The sequence below is a fragment of the Ralstonia sp. 22111 genome, assembly GCF_052045895.1.
Taxonomy (GTDB): Bacteria; Pseudomonadota; Gammaproteobacteria; order Burkholderiales; family Burkholderiaceae; genus Ralstonia; species Ralstonia wenshanensis.
This window is the reverse complement of sequence record NZ_JBQEPR010000002.1, coordinates 147,374-164,744: the sequence shown is the minus strand read 5'-3', so window position 1 is coordinate 164,744 and position 17,371 is coordinate 147,374. Positions and strand designations below refer to the sequence as shown.

Sequence of the window (17,371 nt, the reverse complement as noted above, 5' to 3'; positions counted from 1 at the left end):
ATGTGCCTTTAATCTGCCTTTCCAAGTTGTCACGCGGATTGGTTTAAAAATCCAACAAAACGCGCGTGGCACAAAACCGCGAATACCTGCTTAACGCTCACGCCAGCGGGGCCTTATACCTCCTAGTACGCAAACGCTTGCGCATCAGGGCAGACACCAATTGTTTGCAAATAAAATATCGGGAAAATGGCGGCTTAATCTCAAACCGCCCATTTCGATGTTTTCCGCTCTTGTTCATCTCCGTTGCGCATTGCAGGCTGCTCGTGCCCGTTCATCCAGGATGGCACGCGCGTGGCGCGGCGGCGTCATGGGCGCGATGCTCTGCGCCGCGTGCGCGAGCCCGGCATGGGCAACGGTGAACGTCGAAGGTGTGCCGTTCGACGACGCCGCACGTGTGGCCGGCCGCGAACTGCTGCTCAATGGCACGGGCCTGCGTTCAGTGTTTGTCATCAAGGGCTATGTCGCAGGCTTGTACCTGCCCGAGCGCGCGAAGAACGCGGCGGTCATCCTCGGCATGAAGGGGCCGAAGCGCCTGCAGATCCACCCGCTGCGTGATGTGGGCGCCGATACGTTCATCCGCGCGCTGAACGACGGCATCCACCGCAACCAAACAGAAATTCAAATGCTGAGGCTGGCCGACCGTCTGACGCAGTTGGAAGACGCAATGCGCCAGATCGGCTCCACCAAGCGCGGCGACACCATCAACTTCGACTACGCGCCCGATGCCGGCACCACCATCAGCATCAACGGCGTGACACGCGCCAAGGCCATCCCCGGCGAAGATTTCTACCAAGCCGTGCTCAGCATCTTCATCGGCAACAGCCCGGTCGACCGCGATCTGAAAAGCGGGCTGCTCGGGACCTGACAATCTGACGATTGGCTTTTCAGGGTTTCCCCGGTTGCGGCGTCGTTGGCGTTTGCAGTTGTGCTATTCAGCAGTTTCCCCGCAAGAACGCAGAACGCACACCAAGCCACAAGGAGGATGACGATGACCAAGGGATCTCTGATCGCCAGCCTGATCGCAGCCGCTGGAACGCTGTTGTGCGGGCCGGCGCTGGCCGATAACTACCCAGCCAAGCCGCTCAAGCTGATCATTCCGTTTCCGCCGGGCGGCACCACGGACATCGTGGGGCGAGGTGTGGCCGATCAGCTTGCCAAAGTGCTGGGCCAGGCCGTGGTGGTGGAAAACAAGGGCGGCGGCGGCGGTTCGATCGGCGCCGATGCCATCGCCAAGGCCGTGCCGGATGGCTACACGATCGGCATCGCCACGGTCTCTACGCATGCCGTCAACCCGGCGTGCAACCCGAAGCTTTCGTACGACCCGCTCAAGGATTTCAAGCCGATCACCAACCTGGCTACCGTGGCCAACGTGATTGCGGTCAACCCGACCTTTCCGGCCAAGAACTACAAGGAATTTGTCGCGGCGCTGACGGCGAACCCCGGCAAATATTCGTTCGCGACATCAGGCACTTGCGGCATCGGCCACATGCTGGGCGAAGAGTTCAAGGTGTTGACCAAGACACAGATGGTCCATGTGCCGTATCGCGGTGCAGGGCCGGCATTGAACGACGTGCTGGCCAACCAGGTGCCGATCATGGTCGACAACCTGCCCTCGTCCATGCAGTTCATCAAGGGCGGCAAGCTGCGACCGATCGTGGTGGCTTGGAACAAGCGCATCGATAGCCTGCCGGACGTGCCTACGTTTGCTGAAGTCGGCCTGAAGGATGCGAACGACCCGGCGTGGTACGGACTCGTGGCGCCGGCCGGCACGCCGGACGACATCATCCGCAAGCTCAACGAAGCTTCGGTCAAGGCGCTGAAAGACCCGGGCCTGGTCGATCGATTCCGCGGTGCCGGTGCCGAGCCTGTCGGCAATACGCCGCAGCAATACACGGCCGAGATCAAACGCGAATTCGACAAGATGCGCACGTTGGTCAAGCAGCAGAACATCAAGCTGGATCAGTAACGCTGCCCGCCTTGGGGCCTGTGCTAGATTCGCAGGATTGTTTTTCAGCGCCGGCCCCTGCCATGCCATCCCCTTTTGACGCCGTTCTCGAAGCGCCCTTCGGCAAGCTGGGCGTGCGCGTGGGCAGCGGCGCCCTGCGTGAACTCGTTTACCTGCCCGACAGCACGCCCATCGTCGATTCATCGGACGCGTTGATTGCCAAGCTGGCCGGTCAGCTCGACGCGTACTACAGCGACCCACGCACGACGTTCGACATCCCGCTCGCACGCACCGGCACGGATTTCCAGCACCGCGTATGGCAGGCCATCAGCGCCATCCCGTGCGGCAGCGTCATCACCTACGGCACCATCGCGCAACAGATTGGCAGCGTGCCGCGCGCGGTCGGGCAGGCGTGCGGTGACAACTGGTTCCCGATCCTCATCCCCTGCCACCGCGTGGTAAGCGCGTCCGGCATCGGCGGGTTTTCGCACCACACGGATGGCTACCTGCTGAACGTCAAGCACTGGCTGCTACGCCACGAAGGCGTGATGCTGATATGAGAAAAGCTGCACAGAAAGACGCCGAAGCGCCGGCCCTGCCGCCGCAAAGCGCAGATGCCATCCAGCGTTTTTGCGACGCGCTGTGGCTGGAGGATGGCCTCGCCCGCAATACGCTCGATGCGTACCGGCGCGACCTCACGCTCTATGCGCACTGGCTTGCCGAACGCAGCAAATCCATCGCGGAAACCGAAGACGGCGACCTGGCCGACTACTTTGCCGCGCGCCATGCCGAGAGCCGCGCATCGTCGGCCAACCGGCGCCGCACCGTGTTCAAGCGCTTCTTCCAGTGGGCACTGCGCGAGCACGTGGTGAGCACCGATCCGTCGCGCCTGTTGCCCACCGCCAAGCAGCCGCCGCGTTTTCCGAAGACGCTTTCCGAAACGCAAGTCGAGGCGCTGATCAACGCACCGGATGTCGACACGCCGCTCGGCCTGCGCGATCGCGCGATGATCGAACTGATGTATGCCAGCGGGCTGCGCGTGTCGGAAATCGTCGCGCTGAAAACGGTGGAAGTCGGCCTGAACGAGGGCGTGGTGCGCGTGGTTGGCGGCAAGGGCGGCAAGGATCGTCTGGTGCCGTTTGGCGCCGAAGCGGGCGACTGGCTGCGGCGTTATCTGCGCGATGGCCGCACCGCGCTGCTCGGCGAGCGCACGGCTGACGCGCTGTTCGTGACCGCACGCGGCGAAGGCATGACACGCCAGGCGTTCTGGTATCTCATCAAACGCTACGCGCTGCTCGCCGACATTCACGCACCGCTGTCGCCGCACACGTTGCGGCACGCGTTTGCCACGCACCTGCTCAACCACGGCGCAGACTTGCGCGTGGTGCAGATGCTGCTCGGCCACGCGGATATTTCCACCACGCAGATCTACACCCACGTCGCGCGCGAGCGGCTGCGCACGCTGCACGCCCAGCACCATCCGCGCGGATAGCGACCGTTCCTCCCTGCCCCGTATGAGCAAGTCCAAGCACGTTTCCGAGACGCCCGCTACGCAGTTCCTCAAGGCACATGGCGTCGCTTTCACCGAACACACCTACGACTACGTCGACAAGGGCGGCACAACCGAGTCTTCGCGCCAGCTTGGCGTGGATGAGCACGCCGTCGTCAAAACGCTGGTCATGGAAGACGAGCATGCCAAGCCGCTGATTGTGCTGATGCACGGCGATTGCTCGGTCTCGACCAAGAACCTCGCGCGACAGACCGGCCGCAAGAGCGTGCAACCGTGCAAGCCCGAGGTCGCACAGCGGCATAGCGGCTACCTCGTTGGCGGCACGTCGCCGTTTGGTGTGCGCAAGGCGATGCCGGTGTATGTGGAGGCGAGCGTGCTGGAGCTGGAGCGCATCTATATCAACGGTGGGCGGCGCGGCTTTCTCGTGAGCCTCGTGCCCGGCGTGCTGACCACCTTGCTGAACGCGCAGCCCGTCAATTGTGCAAACCCCGATTGAAACGAACACGGTGGCTGGGGCACGCTTGCGCCCACGCTACAATCGCGCAGCCTGATTTCTCACATTTCATATGTCACCAGTCGTCGCAACCGTCCTTTTTGCCGTGGCCGCCTACCTGATCGGCTCGATTTCGTTTGCCGTGGTGGTCAGCCGCGCGATGGGTCTGGCGGACCCTCGCACCTACGGCTCGGGCAACCCCGGCGCCACCAACGTGCTGCGCTCGGGCAACAAGAAGGCGGCCATCCTCACGCTGCTCGGTGATGCGGCAAAGGGCTGGCTGGCGGTGTGGCTGGCGCTATTCCTGGCGCCGCGCTTTGGCGTGGACGAGACCGGCATCGCGCTGGTGGTGATCGCCGTGTTCCTGGGCCACCTGTATCCGGTGTTCCACCGCTTTGCGGGCGGCAAGGGCGTCGCCACGGCGGCGGGCATCCTGCTGGCGCTGAACGTGTGGCTGGGGCTGGCCACGCTGGCGACGTGGCTCATCATCGCCGTGTTCTTCCGTTATTCGTCGTTGGCGGCGCTGGTGTCGGCGGTGTTTGCGCCGTTCTTCTACGTGCTGATGAACGGCTTCGACTGGATTGCCGGGGCGGTTGCGCTGATGGCGGTGCTGCTGATCGCGCGCCACCGCGCCAATATCGCCAAGCTGCTGGCCGGCAAGGAAAGCCGCATCGGCGAGAAGAAAAAAGCCGCCTAATTGCGCAGCTCGGCGCGCACCGAATGCGCGCGCCGATGTTCCCCCGGTGGCCGGCCCGTGTGCCGCCGGATCAACCGCCGGAAGGCGGACATGTCCTGATAGCCGCACTGCTCGGCAATCGTCGTCAGGCTCAGCGTGCTGACTTCGAGCAGGTGGCACGCGCGCTCCACGCGCAGCCGGTGCAGCAATTGCAGCGGCGACATCCCCACCGTTTTCGTGAAATGCCGAAGCAGCGTCCGCTCGCTGGTCGAGGCGACGGTGGCGAGTTTCCCCAGATCAAACGGTTCGTGCAGATGCTGTTGCAGGTAACGGCGCGCGCGCAGCACGACGCTGTCTCGGATGGCCGGTTTGCTGCGCAGCCAGATGCCGATGGCCTCGCCGCGTGAGGGGTGATCGAGCGCCGTATTGCCCAGCGTGCGCGCAAGCCGCGCATCAGCCAGCCGCGCGACCACGCGGTGCATGAGCGCCACGCCATGCTCCATCGCCCGGGCGGTGATGACGTTGCCGCTGCTGACGATGGCCTGCGCCGGCGCGGCTTTCAGATGCGGAAAGTAGCCCTGCACCCAACCTGCGATGAGCCATGTCACCGTCAGCCGTTGGCCTGCGGGCAGCACGTCAGCCAGCATCGCCACACCTGTGAAGGGCGAGGCCACCAGCCGCCCCGCATCCAGATAACGGCGGATGGTGGCGCGCTCCACTTCGAGCAGGGCCAGACGCTGCTCCAGCGTGCCGATGTGGTCGAAATGCAGCGGGGGGACGATCAACGCAACACCGAGATGCGTGTCGTCTTCCGGTAGTGCGTCACAAGGGCACGCGAGCGTTTCTGCCGCGGCCTGCCAACGCGCCGGGTCCCGCGCGATGAGCCGCCAGCCGAACACCGGCGCCTTGGCGGCATTGGCCCGCTTGCCGCCTTGCATGGAAGCCAGCGCATTGGCCACGCCAAGCGTATCGGCGGCGGTCGCCAGCATGGAAAAGGCAACGTCCGGAAAGGTCAGCAGGTCGATTTTTGGCATGCACGAGTATAGGCGGCAGGGTCGTCTGCATGGCGATATTGACCCTAATTCTGGCGGGAATACCTCTTCCGAATAGGAATCGCCCGATTGACGATGCAACGGTGGCTGCGCACAGACGCAACCGCCCATAACAACACCGACATCAGGAGACAACGCACGATGCAGCGATTCATGCAGGGATTCGCACCGCGCGCCACGCTTGCCACGGCCGCGCTTGCGGCGCTGGCCGGCTGCGCCAGCACAGACAGCGGCTGGACCACGCCTTCGGACACCGGCCTTTCGGCCGAAATCGGCCGCACCCGCTTCGGCATTCCGCACGTCGGCGCCAACGACTACGCCAGCCTCGGCTTCGGCATGGCCTACGCCTATGCGCAGGACAACGTGTGCCTGCTCGCCGATCAGGTCGTCACCGTCAACGGCGAGCGCTCGAAGACGTTCGGGCCGGACGGCACGGTCGTGGTGTCGTTCAAGCCGGTGCCCAACACGCAAGCAGATGCCTTCTTCAAGAGTGCGTTTGACGAAGCCGGCCTGCGCGCGGGCTATGCACGGATGTCGCCTGAAGCGCGCGAGCTGCTGCGCGGCTACATCGCGGGCTACAACCGTTATCTGAAAGACACGCCGGCCGCCAACCGCCCGGCAGCCTGCCGCAATGCCGACTGGGTGCGCCCCCTCACGATGGCCGACATGATGCTGATGGGCGAAGAAAAAGCCATCCAGGCTAGCGCGGGCGCCATGCTGGCGAGCATCGTCGCGGCGCAGCCGCCGGGCGGCGCACCTGCGTCGGCCGTCATTGCACCGCATGCCGTCGACACCGCGGCACTTGACCGCGACCTGCAACTGCGCGACATGCCGATCGGCTCCAACGGCTGGGCCTTCGGCAAGGCCGCCACGGACAACGGCCGCGGTGTGCTGCTCGGCAACCCGCACTTTCCCTGGACGAGCACCAACCGCTTCTACCAGATCCACCTGACCGTGCCCGGCAAGCTGGATGTGATGGGCGCGTCGATTGCCGCGTTCCCCGTCGTCAGCATCGGCTTCAACAAAGACGTGGCATGGACGCACACCGTTTCCACCGGGCGCCGCTTCACGCTGTTCGAGCTGAAGCTCGCCGAGGGCGATCCGACCACCTACCTGATCGACGGCAAGCCGCACAAGATGACCACACGCACGGTGGCCTTTGACGTGAAGCTGCCGGATGGCCGCATCGAACATCGCACCCACACTTTCTACAACACGGTGTACGGCCCCGTGCTGTCGATGCCTGCGGGCGGCATGCCATGGACCACGCAGAAGGCCTACACGCTGCGTGACGCTAATCGCAACAACACGCGCTCCATCGATACGTGGCTGCATATCGCGCAGGCCAAGGACGTGGCGGGCATCCGGCAGGCCATCAGCAATCTCGGCATTCCGTGGGTGAACACGATTGCCACCGACCGCAACGGCCGTGCGCTGTTTGCCGACGTGTCGACCACGCCGGATGTGTCGGCCGAAGCGCTCAAGCGTTGCGCGCCGTCTCCGCTGGCCGACAAGCTCTTCAAGGGCGTGGGATTGGTGCTGCTCGACGGCTCACGCAGCGCGTGCAACTGGCAGGTCGACCCGACATCGCCCGTGCCGGGCCTGGTGGCGCCCGCGCGCATGCCGGTGCTCGAGCGCGATGATTACGTCGCCAACAGCAACGACAGCTCGTGGTTGAGCAACCCAGCGCAGAAACTGACGGGCTTCTCACCGGTGATGGGTTCGACCGACGTGCCGCAACGCCTGCGCACCCGCATCGGCCTCATCGAGATCGAGCGTCGCCTGAACGGGACCGACGGCCTGCCCGGCAACCAGGTCAACCTGCCAAACTTGCAGGCGATGATCTTCCGCGACGCCAACCTCGCCGGCCACCTCGTGCGCAACGATCTGCTGGCCGCCTGCAAAGCCACGGCAAACCTCGACACAGTTGTGCGCGACGGCTGCGCTGCCCTTGCGGAATGGAACCTCACGGACAACGTCGACGCCCGCGCTGCGCACCTGTTCCGCGAGTTCTGGATGCGCGCCAAGGACATCCCGCATGTCTATGCGGTCGACTTCAACCCCGCTGATCCGATCCACACACCGCGCAACCTGCGCATGAGCGATGCAACCGTGCGCACGGCCGTGTTCAAAGCGCTGAAGGATGCCGTGAGCGCCGTCCGTACCGCCGGTTTTGCGCTGGACGCACCCCTGGGCACTGTCCAGGCAGCACATGCGCCAGGCGGCGACATCGCCCTGCACGGCGGTGAGGAGTACGAAGGTGTCCTCAACAAGCTGCAAAGCACGCCGATCGGGCCGAAGGGCTTGCAGGTGTATTACGGCACAAGCTACATCCAGACCGTCACGTTCGACGATCAGGGCCCGGTGGCCGATGCGCTTCTGACCTACGGGGAATCCAGCGATCCGGCTTCGCCGCATGCGTTCGACCAGATGCGCGAATTCTCTGCCAAGCGCTGGAACCGGCTGCCGTTCTCGGAAGCCGCCATTGCCGCCGATCCGGCATTGAAGGTGACCAAGCTGTCGCAGTGAAGTTTTGCCACCGCTAATGCAAACGCCCCGCTCGTGCGGGGCGTTTTGCTTGGGAGCGCGACGGGCTCAGTCGCGGAAGTTGTTGAAATCCAGCGGCGTGTCGCTCACGTCCTTGCGCAGCATGGCAATCACGCTTTGCAGGTCATCCCGCTTGGCGCCGGTCACACGCACCGCGTCGCCCTGAATGCTCGCCTGCACCTTGATCTTGCTGTCCTTGATGGTCTTGACGATCTTCTTGGCGAGGTCACCCGAGACGCCCTTCTTGATCTTGACGACCTGCTTCATCTTGTCGCCGCCAATCTTCTGTTTGTCTTGATAGTCGAGAAAGCGCACGTCGACGTTGCGCTTGGCGAGCTTGTTCATCAGCACATCGTTCACCTGGCCGATCTTGAAATCGTCATCGGCAAACAAGGTCAGTTCCTGATCCTTGTGCTCGACCCGGGAGTCCGAGCCCTTGAAGTCGAATCGCGTCGAAATCTCTTTGTTGGCCTGTTCCACGGCGTTCTTCACTTCCACCATGTTGGCTTCGCATACCACGTCAAACGACGGCATCGTGTTCTCCTTGCAGACTTGAATTCGGGTTGCTGCGGCGCCTCGCTGCGGGTGCCGCGTGCGCCCTGGCTTCTATAATCTTGGCTTTCCCAGCAGATTTGGCGCCATGGCGTTGCTCGACACGCATTATCCCCTAGGCCAGCACAACACGTTCCGTTTTGAGGCCACCGCCCGCTACGCCGCGCACGTGCGCACGCCGGAAGACATTCCCGCCGCGCTGGCCAACCCGCGCGTGCAGGGCCTGCCTGTGCTGGTGCTGGGTGGCGGCAGCAATGTCGTTCTCACGCGCGATTTCGAAGGTCTCGTGCTGCTGATGGAGATTCCCGGCATCGCCGCCGGCCAAAGCACGGTCGACGGCCGCGAAGTCCACACCGTCACCGCAGGCGGCGGCGAATCGTGGCACGGCCTGGTTGCTCACACGGTCTCACATGGCTTGCCTGGGCTGGAAAACCTCGCGCTGATTCCCGGTACGGTGGGTGCGGCGCCCATCCAGAACATCGGCGCGTACGGCGTCGAGATCAAGGACCGCTTCCAATCCCTGCGCGCCTACGACCGCCACGCCGGCGAGTTCGTCACCCTGATCGCCGCCGATTGCGCCTTCGGCTACCGCGACAGCCTCTTCAAGCGCACCGGCGCCGATCGCTACATCATCACCGAGGTCACGTTCGCCCTGCCACTCGACTGGCAGCCCGATACGCACTACGCCGAACTTGCACGCGAGTTGGCCGTGCAGAACATCGCCAGCCCGACGGCGCAGGACATCTTCGATGCGGTGGTCACCATCCGCCGCCGCAAGCTGCCCGATCCGGCCGAGATCGGCAACGCCGGCAGCTTCTTCAAGAACCCCATCGTCGATGCCGCCACGCGCGATGCGCTGGCCACGCGCTTCCCGAATCTGGTCGGGTATGCGCAGCCGGACGGCACCTACAAGCTCGCCGCCGGCTGGCTGATCGATCAGTGCGGCTTCAAGGGCCGGCAGAGCGGCGCGGTGGGTGTATATGAAAAGCAGGCGCTGGTGCTGGTGCACCGTGGCGGCGGTAGCGCGGTCCAGTTGATGACGTTGGCGCGTGAGATCCAGGACGCGGTTCATGCGCGTTTTGGCGTACGCATCGAACCCGAACCCGTGGTCGTGTAAACAGCCCGGCGGAGCGGCTTCTTGAGCACCTTGCGCCACATCCAACGCGTCTGGATCCAGGCAGCCCTCGCCCGACGTACCCGCAGCCGACCCAATGGCCTAAAATGGCTGGTTTGACCCTACGACCACCCTTTTCGCGTTCCATTTCATGACCACCGAAACCTTTGACGGCGTCCGCCTGACCACCAAGGCCAATGTGTACTTTGACGGAAAGTGCGTCAGCCACAGCTTTACCCTGCCCGACGGCACCAAGAAGTCCGTGGGCGTGGTGCTGCCGGCCACGCTGACCTTCGGCACGGCCGCCGCCGAGATCATGGAATGCGTGGGCGGTTCGTGCGAATACAAGCTCGACGGCACCGATGAGTGGAAGACGTCCGGCGCAGGCGAAAGCTTTCAGGTTCCGGCCAACTCGAAGTTCGACATTCGGGTGACCGAGGCCTACCACTACATCTGCCACTACGCCTGAAACCGGCTCACGCTCCTACTGCGCACTCCGATCTTGGCCCTGCGATGCTCGCCCTACCCATGTAGGGCTGCGCTTCTCGACCCAACCTCGAAGCGCTCGCTACGGATCGTGAGCCGGTTTGAATCCTGAACGGCTATTTGAAGAGAAAGATTATGGAAACCATCCTGCAACACGTTCCCGTCGGCCAGAAGGTCGGCATTGCCTTCTCGGGCGGTCTAGATACCAGCGCTGCGCTGCGCTGGATGAAGAACAAGGGCGCGCTGCCCTACGCCTATACCGCCAACTTGGGCCAGCCCGACGAGGAGGACTACGATGCCATCCCGCGCAAGGCCATGGAGTACGGTGCAGAGAAAGCCCGCCTGATCGAGTGCCGCCCGCAACTGGCCAATGAAGGGATTGCCGCCATCCAGGCCGGCGCCTTCCACATCAGCACCGGCGGCATCACGTACTTCAACACCACGCCGCTGGGCCGCGCCGTGACTGGCACCATGCTGGTCGCCGCGATGAAGGAAGACGACGTCAACATCTGGGGTGACGGCTCGACCTTCAAGGGCAACGACATCGAGCGCTTTTACCGCTACGGCCTGCTGACCAACCCGGCCCTGAAGATCTACAAGCCGTGGCTGGACCAGGCCTTCATCGATGAGCTGGGCGGCCGCGCCGAAATGTCGGCCTTCATGACCAAGGAAGGGTTCGGCTACAAGATGAGCGCCGAAAAGGCCTACTCGACGGACAGCAACATGCTGGGCGCCACGCACGAGGCCAAGGATCTGGAGCACCTGAACAGCGGCATCCGCATCGTCAACCCGATCATGGGCGTGGCGTTCTGGAAGCCGGAAGTCGAGGTCAAGGCAGAAGAAGTGTCGGTCACCTTCGACGAAGGCCGTCCGGTCGCCGTCAACGGCCGCGAAATCGCCGACCCGGTGGAGATGTTCCTGGAGCTGAATCGCATCGGCGGCCGCCACGGCCTGGGCATGAGCGACCAGATCGAAAACCGCATCATCGAAGCCAAGAGCCGCGGCATCTACGAAGCCCCGGGCATGGCGCTGCTGCACATTGCCTACGAACGCCTGGTGACCGGCATCCACAACGAAGACACCATCGAGCAATACCGCATCAACGGTCTGCGCCTGGGCCGTCTGCTGTACCAGGGCCGCTGGTTCGACCCGCAAGCGATCATGCTGCGCGAAACCGCCCAGCGCTGGGTGGCCCGCGCCGTGACCGGCACCGTTACGCTGGAACTGCGCCGCGGCAACGACTACTCGATCCTGAACACCGAATCGCCCAACCTGACCTACGCACCTGAGCGTCTGTCGATGGAGAAGGTCGAAGACGCACCGTTCAGCCCCGCCGACCGCATCGGCCAACTCACCATGCGCAACCTCGACCTGATGGACACGCGCGACAAGCTGGCCATCTACTCGAAGGCTGGCCTGCTGTCGCTGGGTACCGCCAATGCACTGCCCCAGCTCGACGGCGGCAAGAAGTAACTACCTGCCGCGTCAAAGCAAAAAGGCCGCTCCGACGTCAATCGGAGCGGCCTTTTTCTATGGCGTCAAACTCGGCTCAGTAGCGCCCGCAGAGCAGGTATTCCATCAGCGCCTTCTGCACATGCAGGCGGTTTTCCGCCTCGTCCCACACGACGCTTTGCTTGCCGTCGATGACGGCTGCCTCGACCTCCTCGCCGCGGTGCGCGGGCAGGCAGTGCATGAACAGCGCATCGGGTTGTGCGCGCTGCATCATCGCCTCGGTGACCATCCAGTCGCCAAAGGCTTTCTTGCGCGCTTCGTTCTCGGCTTCGTAGCCCATGCTGGTCCACACGTCGGTGGTCACCAGATGCGCGCCATCGCAGGCCTCGAGCGGGCTTTCGAACACATGCACAAACGGCAAAGCAGAATCGGCCACCATGGCCGGATCAAGCTGATAGCCCTTTGGTGCAGAAAAATGGAAACGGAAGCCGAGGATTTCTGCTGCCTGGATCCACGTGTAGGCCATATTGTTGGCATCGCCCACCCACGTGACGGTCTTGCCCTTGATGGGGCCGCGCTGCTCGATGAAGGTGAAAATGTCGGCCAGCACCTGGCAGGGGTGGTATTCGTTGGTCAGCCCGTTGATGACCGGCACGCGCGAATGCGCGGCAAAGCGTTCGATGATCTCTTGGCCGAAGGTGCGGATCATGATGATGTCGGTCATGCGGGAGATGACCTGCGCCGCGTCCTCAATCGGCTCACCGCGCCCCAGTTGGGAATCGCGCGTGTTCAGGAAGACCGCGTGGCCGCCAAGCTGGTGAATGCCGGCTTCGAACGACAGGCGCGTACGCGTGGAATTCTTCTCGAAGATCATGGCCAGCGTGCGGTCGTGCAGCGGGTGCCACGTCTCGTAGTTCTTGAACTTGGCCTTGAGGATCGCGGAACGGTCCAGCAGGTATTCGTACTCTTCCAGCGAAAAGTCCTTGAACTGCAGGTAGTGCTTGATCGAGCTTGGTGGGTTCATAAAACAACGAAGGCGGCCTGCAGATGACGCTCCGGGAACATCCCGTGACACGTCGCCCTAGCCGCCTTGCCTGTTGAAGATTCAGTCCATCATACGGGATCGCCACCCATTTGGCGAGTTTCGCGCCTGCGCGGGCGGCTACCATAAAGGCCCGGGTGAAAGGCCGATGAAAGTCTTATATAAGATATAATACTGGCTGCCTCGGATGCCCCAACCGTCCGCAAACCGGCACAACGAGCCGGCCCGTCCGGTTCATGAATCGGCAACCAGGCAGGCGCATCATCCGCACCACAAGTGCACCCCGCTCGAACGTTGCGGCACCCGCACGGTCGAAGTCGTTTGCAAATTTCCACAGCCCCACGCAGTCCATGGCAGCCAACCCTCGCCAATTCTTTATCCAGGGCGTCACCCGCGACGGAAAGACCTTCCGCCCGAGCGACTGGGCCGATCGGCTGTGCGGTGTGATGGCGCAGTTCCGCCCCGCCGGTGATAGCGGAGACCCCCGCTTCACCTACTCCCCCTATGTGCGCCCGGTCATGTCGGGTGGCATCCGCAGCGTGTTCGTCGACGAGCGCCTGCGCGACATCGAACCCAAGGCACTGGATTTCGTGCTGAACTTCGCGCACGACAACAATCTGCAGCTCGTGGAAGCCTGCATCCTGCCGGAAGGCGGCACACCCGCGAAAGCCTGATCCCGTAAAGAACGGCACCCCACTCAGCGCCTCGCACATTGGGCGCACAGAATACAAAAAGCCCGTCCGAAGACGGGCTTTTTTATCGTCGGAGCGCGACGTTGCGTGTCGCACCATGCCGGCTAGGCCGGCATCACCCGAACTTAGGCAGCCATTGCCTTGATGGCAGCGGACAGACGCGACTTGGCGCGCGCAGCCTTGTTCTTGTGGACGATCTTCTTGTCAGCGATGCTATCGATCGTGCTTTGGGCCGTCTTGAATGCAGCAGCGGCAGCAGTCTTGTCGCCAGCGGCCACAGCCTTGCGGACGCCCTTGATTGCGGTACGCAGACGCGAGCGCAGAGCCGAGTTGTGAGCGTTCTGAACGACGGCTTGGCGTGCGCGCTTGCGTGCTTGTGCGGTGTTTGCCATGGAAAAATCCCTGAAGAAACGGTAGCAAGCGCCCCGGGAGACACGGAAGGCCGAAGCGCGCAAATTGGTGAAAGACAGCAATTATACGCAGACTTCCGCGCCCAACGCAAACCCTGTTGTGAAATCGCCCGGATAACGGCAGTTTGCGGCTTTTGCGGCACTTTTGGGCGCATGACAAGCCGGTCCCTATAATACGGCCGCAATTGTGCCCTCCGGTCACGTCAGTCACGCCGGGCGCGAACCCCGCATGGCGCCGTCGGTCAGACCGCCATCGCCGTGTTTGCCTCCCAGACGGCGCCCAACCAAGCATTCATCTTGAATCTCCTCAAAACACTCGCCACGATCAGCGGCCTGACGATGCTCTCGCGCATCACGGGGCTCATTCGCGAGACGCTGATCGCCCGTGCCTTTGGTGCTTCGGTGTACACCGATGCCTTCAACGTCGCCTTCCGCATCCCGAACCTGCTACGCCGGCTTTCGGCCGAGGGCGCGTTCTCGCAAGCGTTCGTGCCGATCCTGGGCGAATTCAAGAATCGCCAAGGGGAAACCGAAACACGCGCATTGGTCGACTCGGTGGCCACGGTGATGACGTGGTTCCTGGTGGTCATCTCGGCGCTGGGCGTGATCGGCGCGCCGCTGATCGTCACCGCTGTCGCGACGGGCTTCAAGGCGCACGAGAACCAAGCCTATATCTCGGCGATCTTCATGACGCGCGTGATGTTTCCGTACATCGGGCTCGTGTCGTTGGTGGCGCTGGCATCAGGCATTCTCAATACGTGGCGACAGTTTGCGGTGCCCGCTTTCACTCCGGTGCTCCTGAACCTGTCGTTCATCGTGGCAGCGGTGTTTGTGGCGCCGTACCTCGAAACCCCTATCTACGCACAGGCCTATGCGGTGATGGTGGGCGGCATCCTGCAGCTGGCCATTCAGGTCCCGTCATTGCGACGCGTGGGCATGCTGCCACGCGTGTCATTCAATGTGCGACAAGCGTGGCACCACCCGGGCGTGCGGCGCGTGCTTAAGCAGATGCTGCCGGCCACGCTGTCGGTGTCGGTCGCGCAGATCAGCCTGATCATCAACACCAACATTGCATCGCGCCTACCGACGGGCAGCGTGTCGTGGCTGAACTACGCCGACCGGCTGATGGAATTCCCGACCGCGCTGCTGGGTGTGGCACTCGGGACGATCCTGCTGCCAAGCCTGTCCAAAGCAAGTGCGGACAACAACCGTGAAGAGTATTCGTCGCTGCTCGACTGGGGCCTGCGGCTGACCGTGCTGCTGGCGGTTCCCTCGGCAGTGGGGCTGTTCGTGTTTGGCGCGCCGCTCACCGCCACGCTGTTCCACTACGGCAAATTCACCGGCATGGACGTCGAGATGACGCGTCAGGCGCTGACGTCGTACGGCGTGGGGCTGATCGGGCTGATCGTCATCAAGATCCTGGCGCCAGGCTTCTATGCGCGGCAGGACATCCGCACGCCGGTGAAGATTGCACTGGTGGTGCTGGTGGCGACGCAGTTGTCCAACTATGTGTTCGTGCCGATGTTCGGACACGCCGGGCTGGCGCTGTCGATCAGCTTTGGCGCGACCATCAATGCGGCGCTGCTGTTCTTCGGCCTGCGCCGTCGCGGCTATTACCACCCGCTGCCGGGCTGGGGTCTATTCATCGCGCAGGTGATGTCGGCCGTACTGCTGCTGGCGGGCGTGCTGCTGTGGCTTGCACACAATTTTGATTGGGTGGGATTGGGTGCCAAGCCGCTCGTACGCATCGCGCTGCTGGGGGCAAGCCTGGTCCTGTGCGCGGTGGTCTATTTCGGTACACTGTGGCTCACCGGATTGAAGTTTTCCACGTTCCGAAAAAAGGCCATCTGATGACCACTAAAGTCCTCGATTATTTTTCGGCCCTGGTCGCGGACGACGACAGCATCCCACTCACAGAAACCGCCCTGTCAATTGCGCAGGACGCGTATCCGGATCTGGACCTGCAGGCAGAGCTGGCCGCCATCGACGTGCTCGTCGCGCGGATCAAAAACCGCATCGCCGACGGCACGCCGGCCATCCAGCGCCTGCGCCTGCTCAACCAGTTTTTCTATCGCGAGCTGGGCTTCGGGCCCAATGCAAACGATTACTACGATCCCGAGAACTCCTATCTGAATACCGTGCTGCAAAGCCGGCGCGGCATTCCGATCTCGTTGGCGGTGCTGCTGATGGAGATCGGCCAGCAGATTGGCCTGCCCCTCAAGGGCGTGTCTTTTCCGAACCACTTCCTGGTACGCATGAGCATTCCGGCAGGCGAGGTCGTGCTAGATCCGCTGACGGGCCAGACGTTGTCGAAAGAAGAATTGCAGGACATGCTCGACCCGTACCTGGAGAAGGAAGGCATCGAAGACCCGAACACGGTGCCGCTCGGAGTGTTCCTGCAAGTGGCCACGCACCGCGAGATCATCGCGCGCATGCTGCGCAATCTGAAGGCGATCTATCTGCAGGAATCGCGCTGGCAGCGCCTGCTGGCGGTGCAGCAGCGCTTGGTGATTCTGCTGCCCGATTCGATCGAGGAAGTGCGCGACCGAGGGTTGGCCTACGCCAATCTTGAGTGCTTCCGGCCCGCGCTGGAAGACCTGGAAGCCTACGTGGACGCGCGGCCAGATGCAGCCGACACGGCCAAGCTCAAGGAGCGCATGCCAACGCTACGCGCCATGAGCAAGCACTTGAATTGACGTCTACTTCGGGGCCACAGCGCCCCGACGGCGCCTGAGAAGCTTCCATAGCCCGCCCAGTGCCAGCGGCACAATCGCAGCACCCAGGCCGATAAGCACGATCGTGTTCAGGTGCTCGCGGATGATGGGCACGTTGCCGAACAGGTCGCCGGTCAGCACCAATAAGCCGACCCACAGCACGGCGCCGATCATGTTGAACAGCTGGAATTTGGCGAACGTCATCTTCGACACGCCGGCGACGAACGGCGCGAACGTACGCACCACCGGAATGAAACGTGCCATTACCAGCATTTTGCCGCCATGGCGCTCGTAGAAGGCGTGTGTCCTAAGCAGCGCTTGGTGATCCAGGAAGCGGATGTGGCCGTCGAATACCTTGGGCCCGATCCACGAACCGACGAAGTAGTTGACGGTGTTGCCCGTTACCGCGGCAGTGACCAGCAGCACGATGAGCAGCCAAGCGTCCATCTGGCCCGTGGCGCACATTGCGCCGGCAATGAAGAGCAGCGTGTCGCCCGGCAGGAATGGCAGCACCACCAAGCCGGTCTCGGCAAAGACGATGGCGAACAGCAGCACGTAGACCCACGCGCCGTACTGCTGAATGAGCAGTCCCAACGATTTGTCGACATGCAGAACGATGTCGAGCAGTTGCATCACGATATCCAAACCAACCCCCGATTGAGCAGCGGGGAATGATACCGGATGTC

18 protein-coding genes are annotated in these 17,371 nt (G+C 63.1%); 13 read left to right on the top strand and 5 right to left on the bottom strand.

Translation table 11 applies throughout. The features are described 5' to 3' along the window. Positions 1–217 precede the first annotated feature (217 nt). From ACTJK4_RS07025 to plsY, 6 genes are all read left to right on the top strand, one after another. Positions 218–865 (top strand): chalcone isomerase family protein, encoded by a 648-nt coding sequence (locus ACTJK4_RS07025; protein WP_440817085.1) that lies wholly within the window; start codon positions 218–220, stop codon positions 863–865. Between the two features lie 123 nt (positions 866–988). Beyond that, positions 989–1,966, top strand: a complete 978-nt coding sequence (locus tag ACTJK4_RS07020) for a tripartite tricarboxylate transporter substrate binding protein BugE (protein WP_232040871.1) — start codon at positions 989–991, stop codon at positions 1,964–1,966. A gap of 62 nt (positions 1,967–2,028) precedes the next feature. Beyond that, entirely contained in the window at positions 2,029–2,505 is a 477-nt protein-coding gene (locus ACTJK4_RS07015; RefSeq protein WP_440817082.1) for a methylated-DNA--[protein]-cysteine S-methyltransferase, read from the top strand. Then, entirely contained in the window at positions 2,502–3,437 is a 936-nt protein-coding gene (gene xerD / locus ACTJK4_RS07010; RefSeq protein ID WP_232040873.1) for a site-specific tyrosine recombinase XerD, read from the top strand. The genes ACTJK4_RS07015 and xerD overlap by 4 nt, the downstream gene beginning before the upstream one ends. Before the next feature lie 22 nt (positions 3,438–3,459). After that, complete coding sequence (gene ybaK / locus ACTJK4_RS07005) at positions 3,460–3,951, top strand: Cys-tRNA(Pro) deacylase (protein WP_440817080.1); 492 nt, start codon at positions 3,460–3,462, stop codon at positions 3,949–3,951. Between the two features lie 70 nt (positions 3,952–4,021). Further along, entirely contained in the window at positions 4,022–4,645 is a 624-nt protein-coding gene (gene plsY, locus ACTJK4_RS07000; protein WP_232040875.1) for a glycerol-3-phosphate 1-O-acyltransferase PlsY, read from the top strand. Here plsY and ACTJK4_RS06995 read toward each other — a convergent pair. Next, entirely contained in the window at positions 4,642–5,658 is a 1,017-nt protein-coding gene (locus ACTJK4_RS06995; protein WP_440817078.1) for a GlxA family transcriptional regulator, read from the bottom strand. The genes plsY and ACTJK4_RS06995 overlap by 4 nt on opposite strands. A 159-nt stretch (positions 5,659–5,817) precedes the next feature. Between ACTJK4_RS06995 and ACTJK4_RS06990 the strand changes: the two genes are divergently transcribed. Further along, entirely contained in the window at positions 5,818–8,205 is a 2,388-nt protein-coding gene (locus ACTJK4_RS06990; RefSeq protein ID WP_440817076.1) for an acylase, read from the top strand. A 66-nt stretch (positions 8,206–8,271) separates the two neighbouring features. On the opposite strand, the gene ACTJK4_RS06985 is transcribed toward ACTJK4_RS06990, so the two are convergent. Further along, the gene (locus tag ACTJK4_RS06985; RefSeq protein ID WP_440817073.1) at positions 8,272–8,757 is read right to left on the bottom strand and encodes a YajQ family cyclic di-GMP-binding protein; all 486 of its coding nucleotides are present in this window, start codon (positions 8,755–8,757) and stop codon (positions 8,272–8,274) included. A gap of 106 nt (positions 8,758–8,863) precedes the next feature. Between ACTJK4_RS06985 and murB the strand changes: the two genes are divergently transcribed. The 3 genes from murB to argG all read left to right on the top strand — a co-directional run bounded on the left by murB (position 8,864) and on the right by argG (position 11,848). Further along, positions 8,864–9,892: a UDP-N-acetylmuramate dehydrogenase gene (gene murB, locus ACTJK4_RS06980; RefSeq protein ID WP_440817071.1), complete on the top strand. Its 1,029-nt coding sequence runs from the start codon at positions 8,864–8,866 to the stop codon at positions 9,890–9,892. A 148-nt stretch (positions 9,893–10,040) separates the two neighbouring features. Then, positions 10,041–10,358 carry a pyrimidine/purine nucleoside phosphorylase gene (locus ACTJK4_RS06975; RefSeq protein ID WP_027680653.1) on the top strand — a complete coding sequence of 106 codons (318 nt, stop codon included), beginning with the start codon at positions 10,041–10,043 and terminating at the stop codon, positions 10,356–10,358. A 152-nt stretch (positions 10,359–10,510) separates the two neighbouring features. Then, positions 10,511–11,848: an argininosuccinate synthase gene (argG, locus tag ACTJK4_RS06970; protein WP_045202694.1), complete on the top strand. Its 1,338-nt coding sequence runs from the start codon at positions 10,511–10,513 to the stop codon at positions 11,846–11,848. 76 nt (positions 11,849–11,924) lie between these two features. Here the strand turns inward: argG and argF are convergent, their stop codons facing one another. Further along, positions 11,925–12,851, bottom strand: coding sequence for an ornithine carbamoyltransferase (gene argF, locus ACTJK4_RS06965; RefSeq protein WP_024974875.1), 927 nt, complete (start codon positions 12,849–12,851; stop codon positions 11,925–11,927). A gap of 368 nt (positions 12,852–13,219) precedes the next feature. Here argF and ACTJK4_RS06960 point away from each other — a divergent pair, with 368 nt between their 5' ends. Beyond that, on the top strand, positions 13,220–13,543 hold the full coding sequence (locus tag ACTJK4_RS06960; protein ID WP_232040882.1) for a DUF3579 domain-containing protein: 324 nt from the start codon (positions 13,220–13,222) through the stop codon (positions 13,541–13,543). 143 nt (positions 13,544–13,686) lie between these two features. Here ACTJK4_RS06960 and rpsT read toward each other — a convergent pair whose 3' ends face one another. Further along, positions 13,687–13,953 (bottom strand): 30S ribosomal protein S20, encoded by a 267-nt coding sequence (gene rpsT, locus ACTJK4_RS06955; protein WP_004631753.1) that lies wholly within the window; start codon positions 13,951–13,953, stop codon positions 13,687–13,689. Between the two features lie 315 nt (positions 13,954–14,268). Here rpsT and murJ point away from each other — a divergent pair, with 315 nt between their 5' ends. Together murJ and ACTJK4_RS06945 are read left to right on the top strand one after the other, a co-directional pair. Beyond that, a complete protein-coding gene (gene murJ / locus ACTJK4_RS06950; RefSeq protein WP_316870116.1) occupies positions 14,269–15,822 on the top strand; it encodes a murein biosynthesis integral membrane protein MurJ in 1,554 nt (517 codons plus the stop codon). Continuing rightward, the gene (locus ACTJK4_RS06945) at positions 15,822–16,667 is read left to right on the top strand and encodes a SirB1 family protein (protein WP_232040884.1); all 846 of its coding nucleotides are present in this window, start codon (positions 15,822–15,824) and stop codon (positions 16,665–16,667) included. Before murJ ends, ACTJK4_RS06945 begins: the two co-directional genes overlap by 1 nt. A gap of 3 nt (positions 16,668–16,670) precedes the next feature. Here ACTJK4_RS06945 and ACTJK4_RS06940 read toward each other — a convergent pair whose 3' ends face one another. Then, entirely contained in the window at positions 16,671–17,330 is a 660-nt protein-coding gene (locus tag ACTJK4_RS06940) for a VTT domain-containing protein (RefSeq protein ID WP_232040885.1), read from the bottom strand. Positions 17,331–17,371: the final 41 nt, after the last annotated feature.

Bases quoted from the DNA above. Each gene is read 5' to 3' on its own strand.
- ACTJK4_RS06975 (WP_027680653.1), top strand. From the start codon at position 10,041: ATGACCACCGAAACCTTTGACGGCGTCCGCCTGACCACCAAGGCCAAT.
- ACTJK4_RS06995 (WP_440817078.1), bottom strand. From the start codon at position 5,658: ATGCCAAAAATCGACCTGCTGACCTTTCCGGACGTTGCCTTTTCCATG.
- ACTJK4_RS06960 (WP_232040882.1), top strand. From the start codon at position 13,220: ATGGCAGCCAACCCTCGCCAATTCTTTATCCAGGGCGTCACCCGCGAC.
- ybaK (WP_440817080.1), top strand. From the start codon at position 3,460: ATGAGCAAGTCCAAGCACGTTTCCGAGACGCCCGCTACGCAGTTCCTC.
- ACTJK4_RS07020 (WP_232040871.1), top strand. From the start codon at position 989: ATGACCAAGGGATCTCTGATCGCCAGCCTGATCGCAGCCGCTGGAACG.
- rpsT (WP_004631753.1), bottom strand. From the start codon at position 13,953: ATGGCAAACACCGCACAAGCACGCAAGCGCGCACGCCAAGCCGTCGTT.
- ACTJK4_RS07025 (WP_440817085.1), top strand. From the start codon at position 218: ATGTTTTCCGCTCTTGTTCATCTCCGTTGCGCATTGCAGGCTGCTCGT.
- murB (WP_440817071.1), top strand. From the start codon at position 8,864: ATGGCGTTGCTCGACACGCATTATCCCCTAGGCCAGCACAACACGTTC.
- ACTJK4_RS06990 (WP_440817076.1), top strand. From the start codon at position 5,818: ATGCAGCGATTCATGCAGGGATTCGCACCGCGCGCCACGCTTGCCACG.
- ACTJK4_RS06945 (WP_232040884.1), top strand. From the start codon at position 15,822: ATGACCACTAAAGTCCTCGATTATTTTTCGGCCCTGGTCGCGGACGAC.
- xerD (WP_232040873.1), top strand. From the start codon at position 2,502: ATGAGAAAAGCTGCACAGAAAGACGCCGAAGCGCCGGCCCTGCCGCCG.
- ACTJK4_RS06985 (WP_440817073.1), bottom strand. From the start codon at position 8,757: ATGCCGTCGTTTGACGTGGTATGCGAAGCCAACATGGTGGAAGTGAAG.
- ACTJK4_RS07015 (WP_440817082.1), top strand. From the start codon at position 2,029: ATGCCATCCCCTTTTGACGCCGTTCTCGAAGCGCCCTTCGGCAAGCTG.
- plsY (WP_232040875.1), top strand. From the start codon at position 4,022: ATGTCACCAGTCGTCGCAACCGTCCTTTTTGCCGTGGCCGCCTACCTG.
- argG (WP_045202694.1), top strand. From the start codon at position 10,511: ATGGAAACCATCCTGCAACACGTTCCCGTCGGCCAGAAGGTCGGCATT.
- argF (WP_024974875.1), bottom strand. From the start codon at position 12,851: ATGAACCCACCAAGCTCGATCAAGCACTACCTGCAGTTCAAGGACTTT.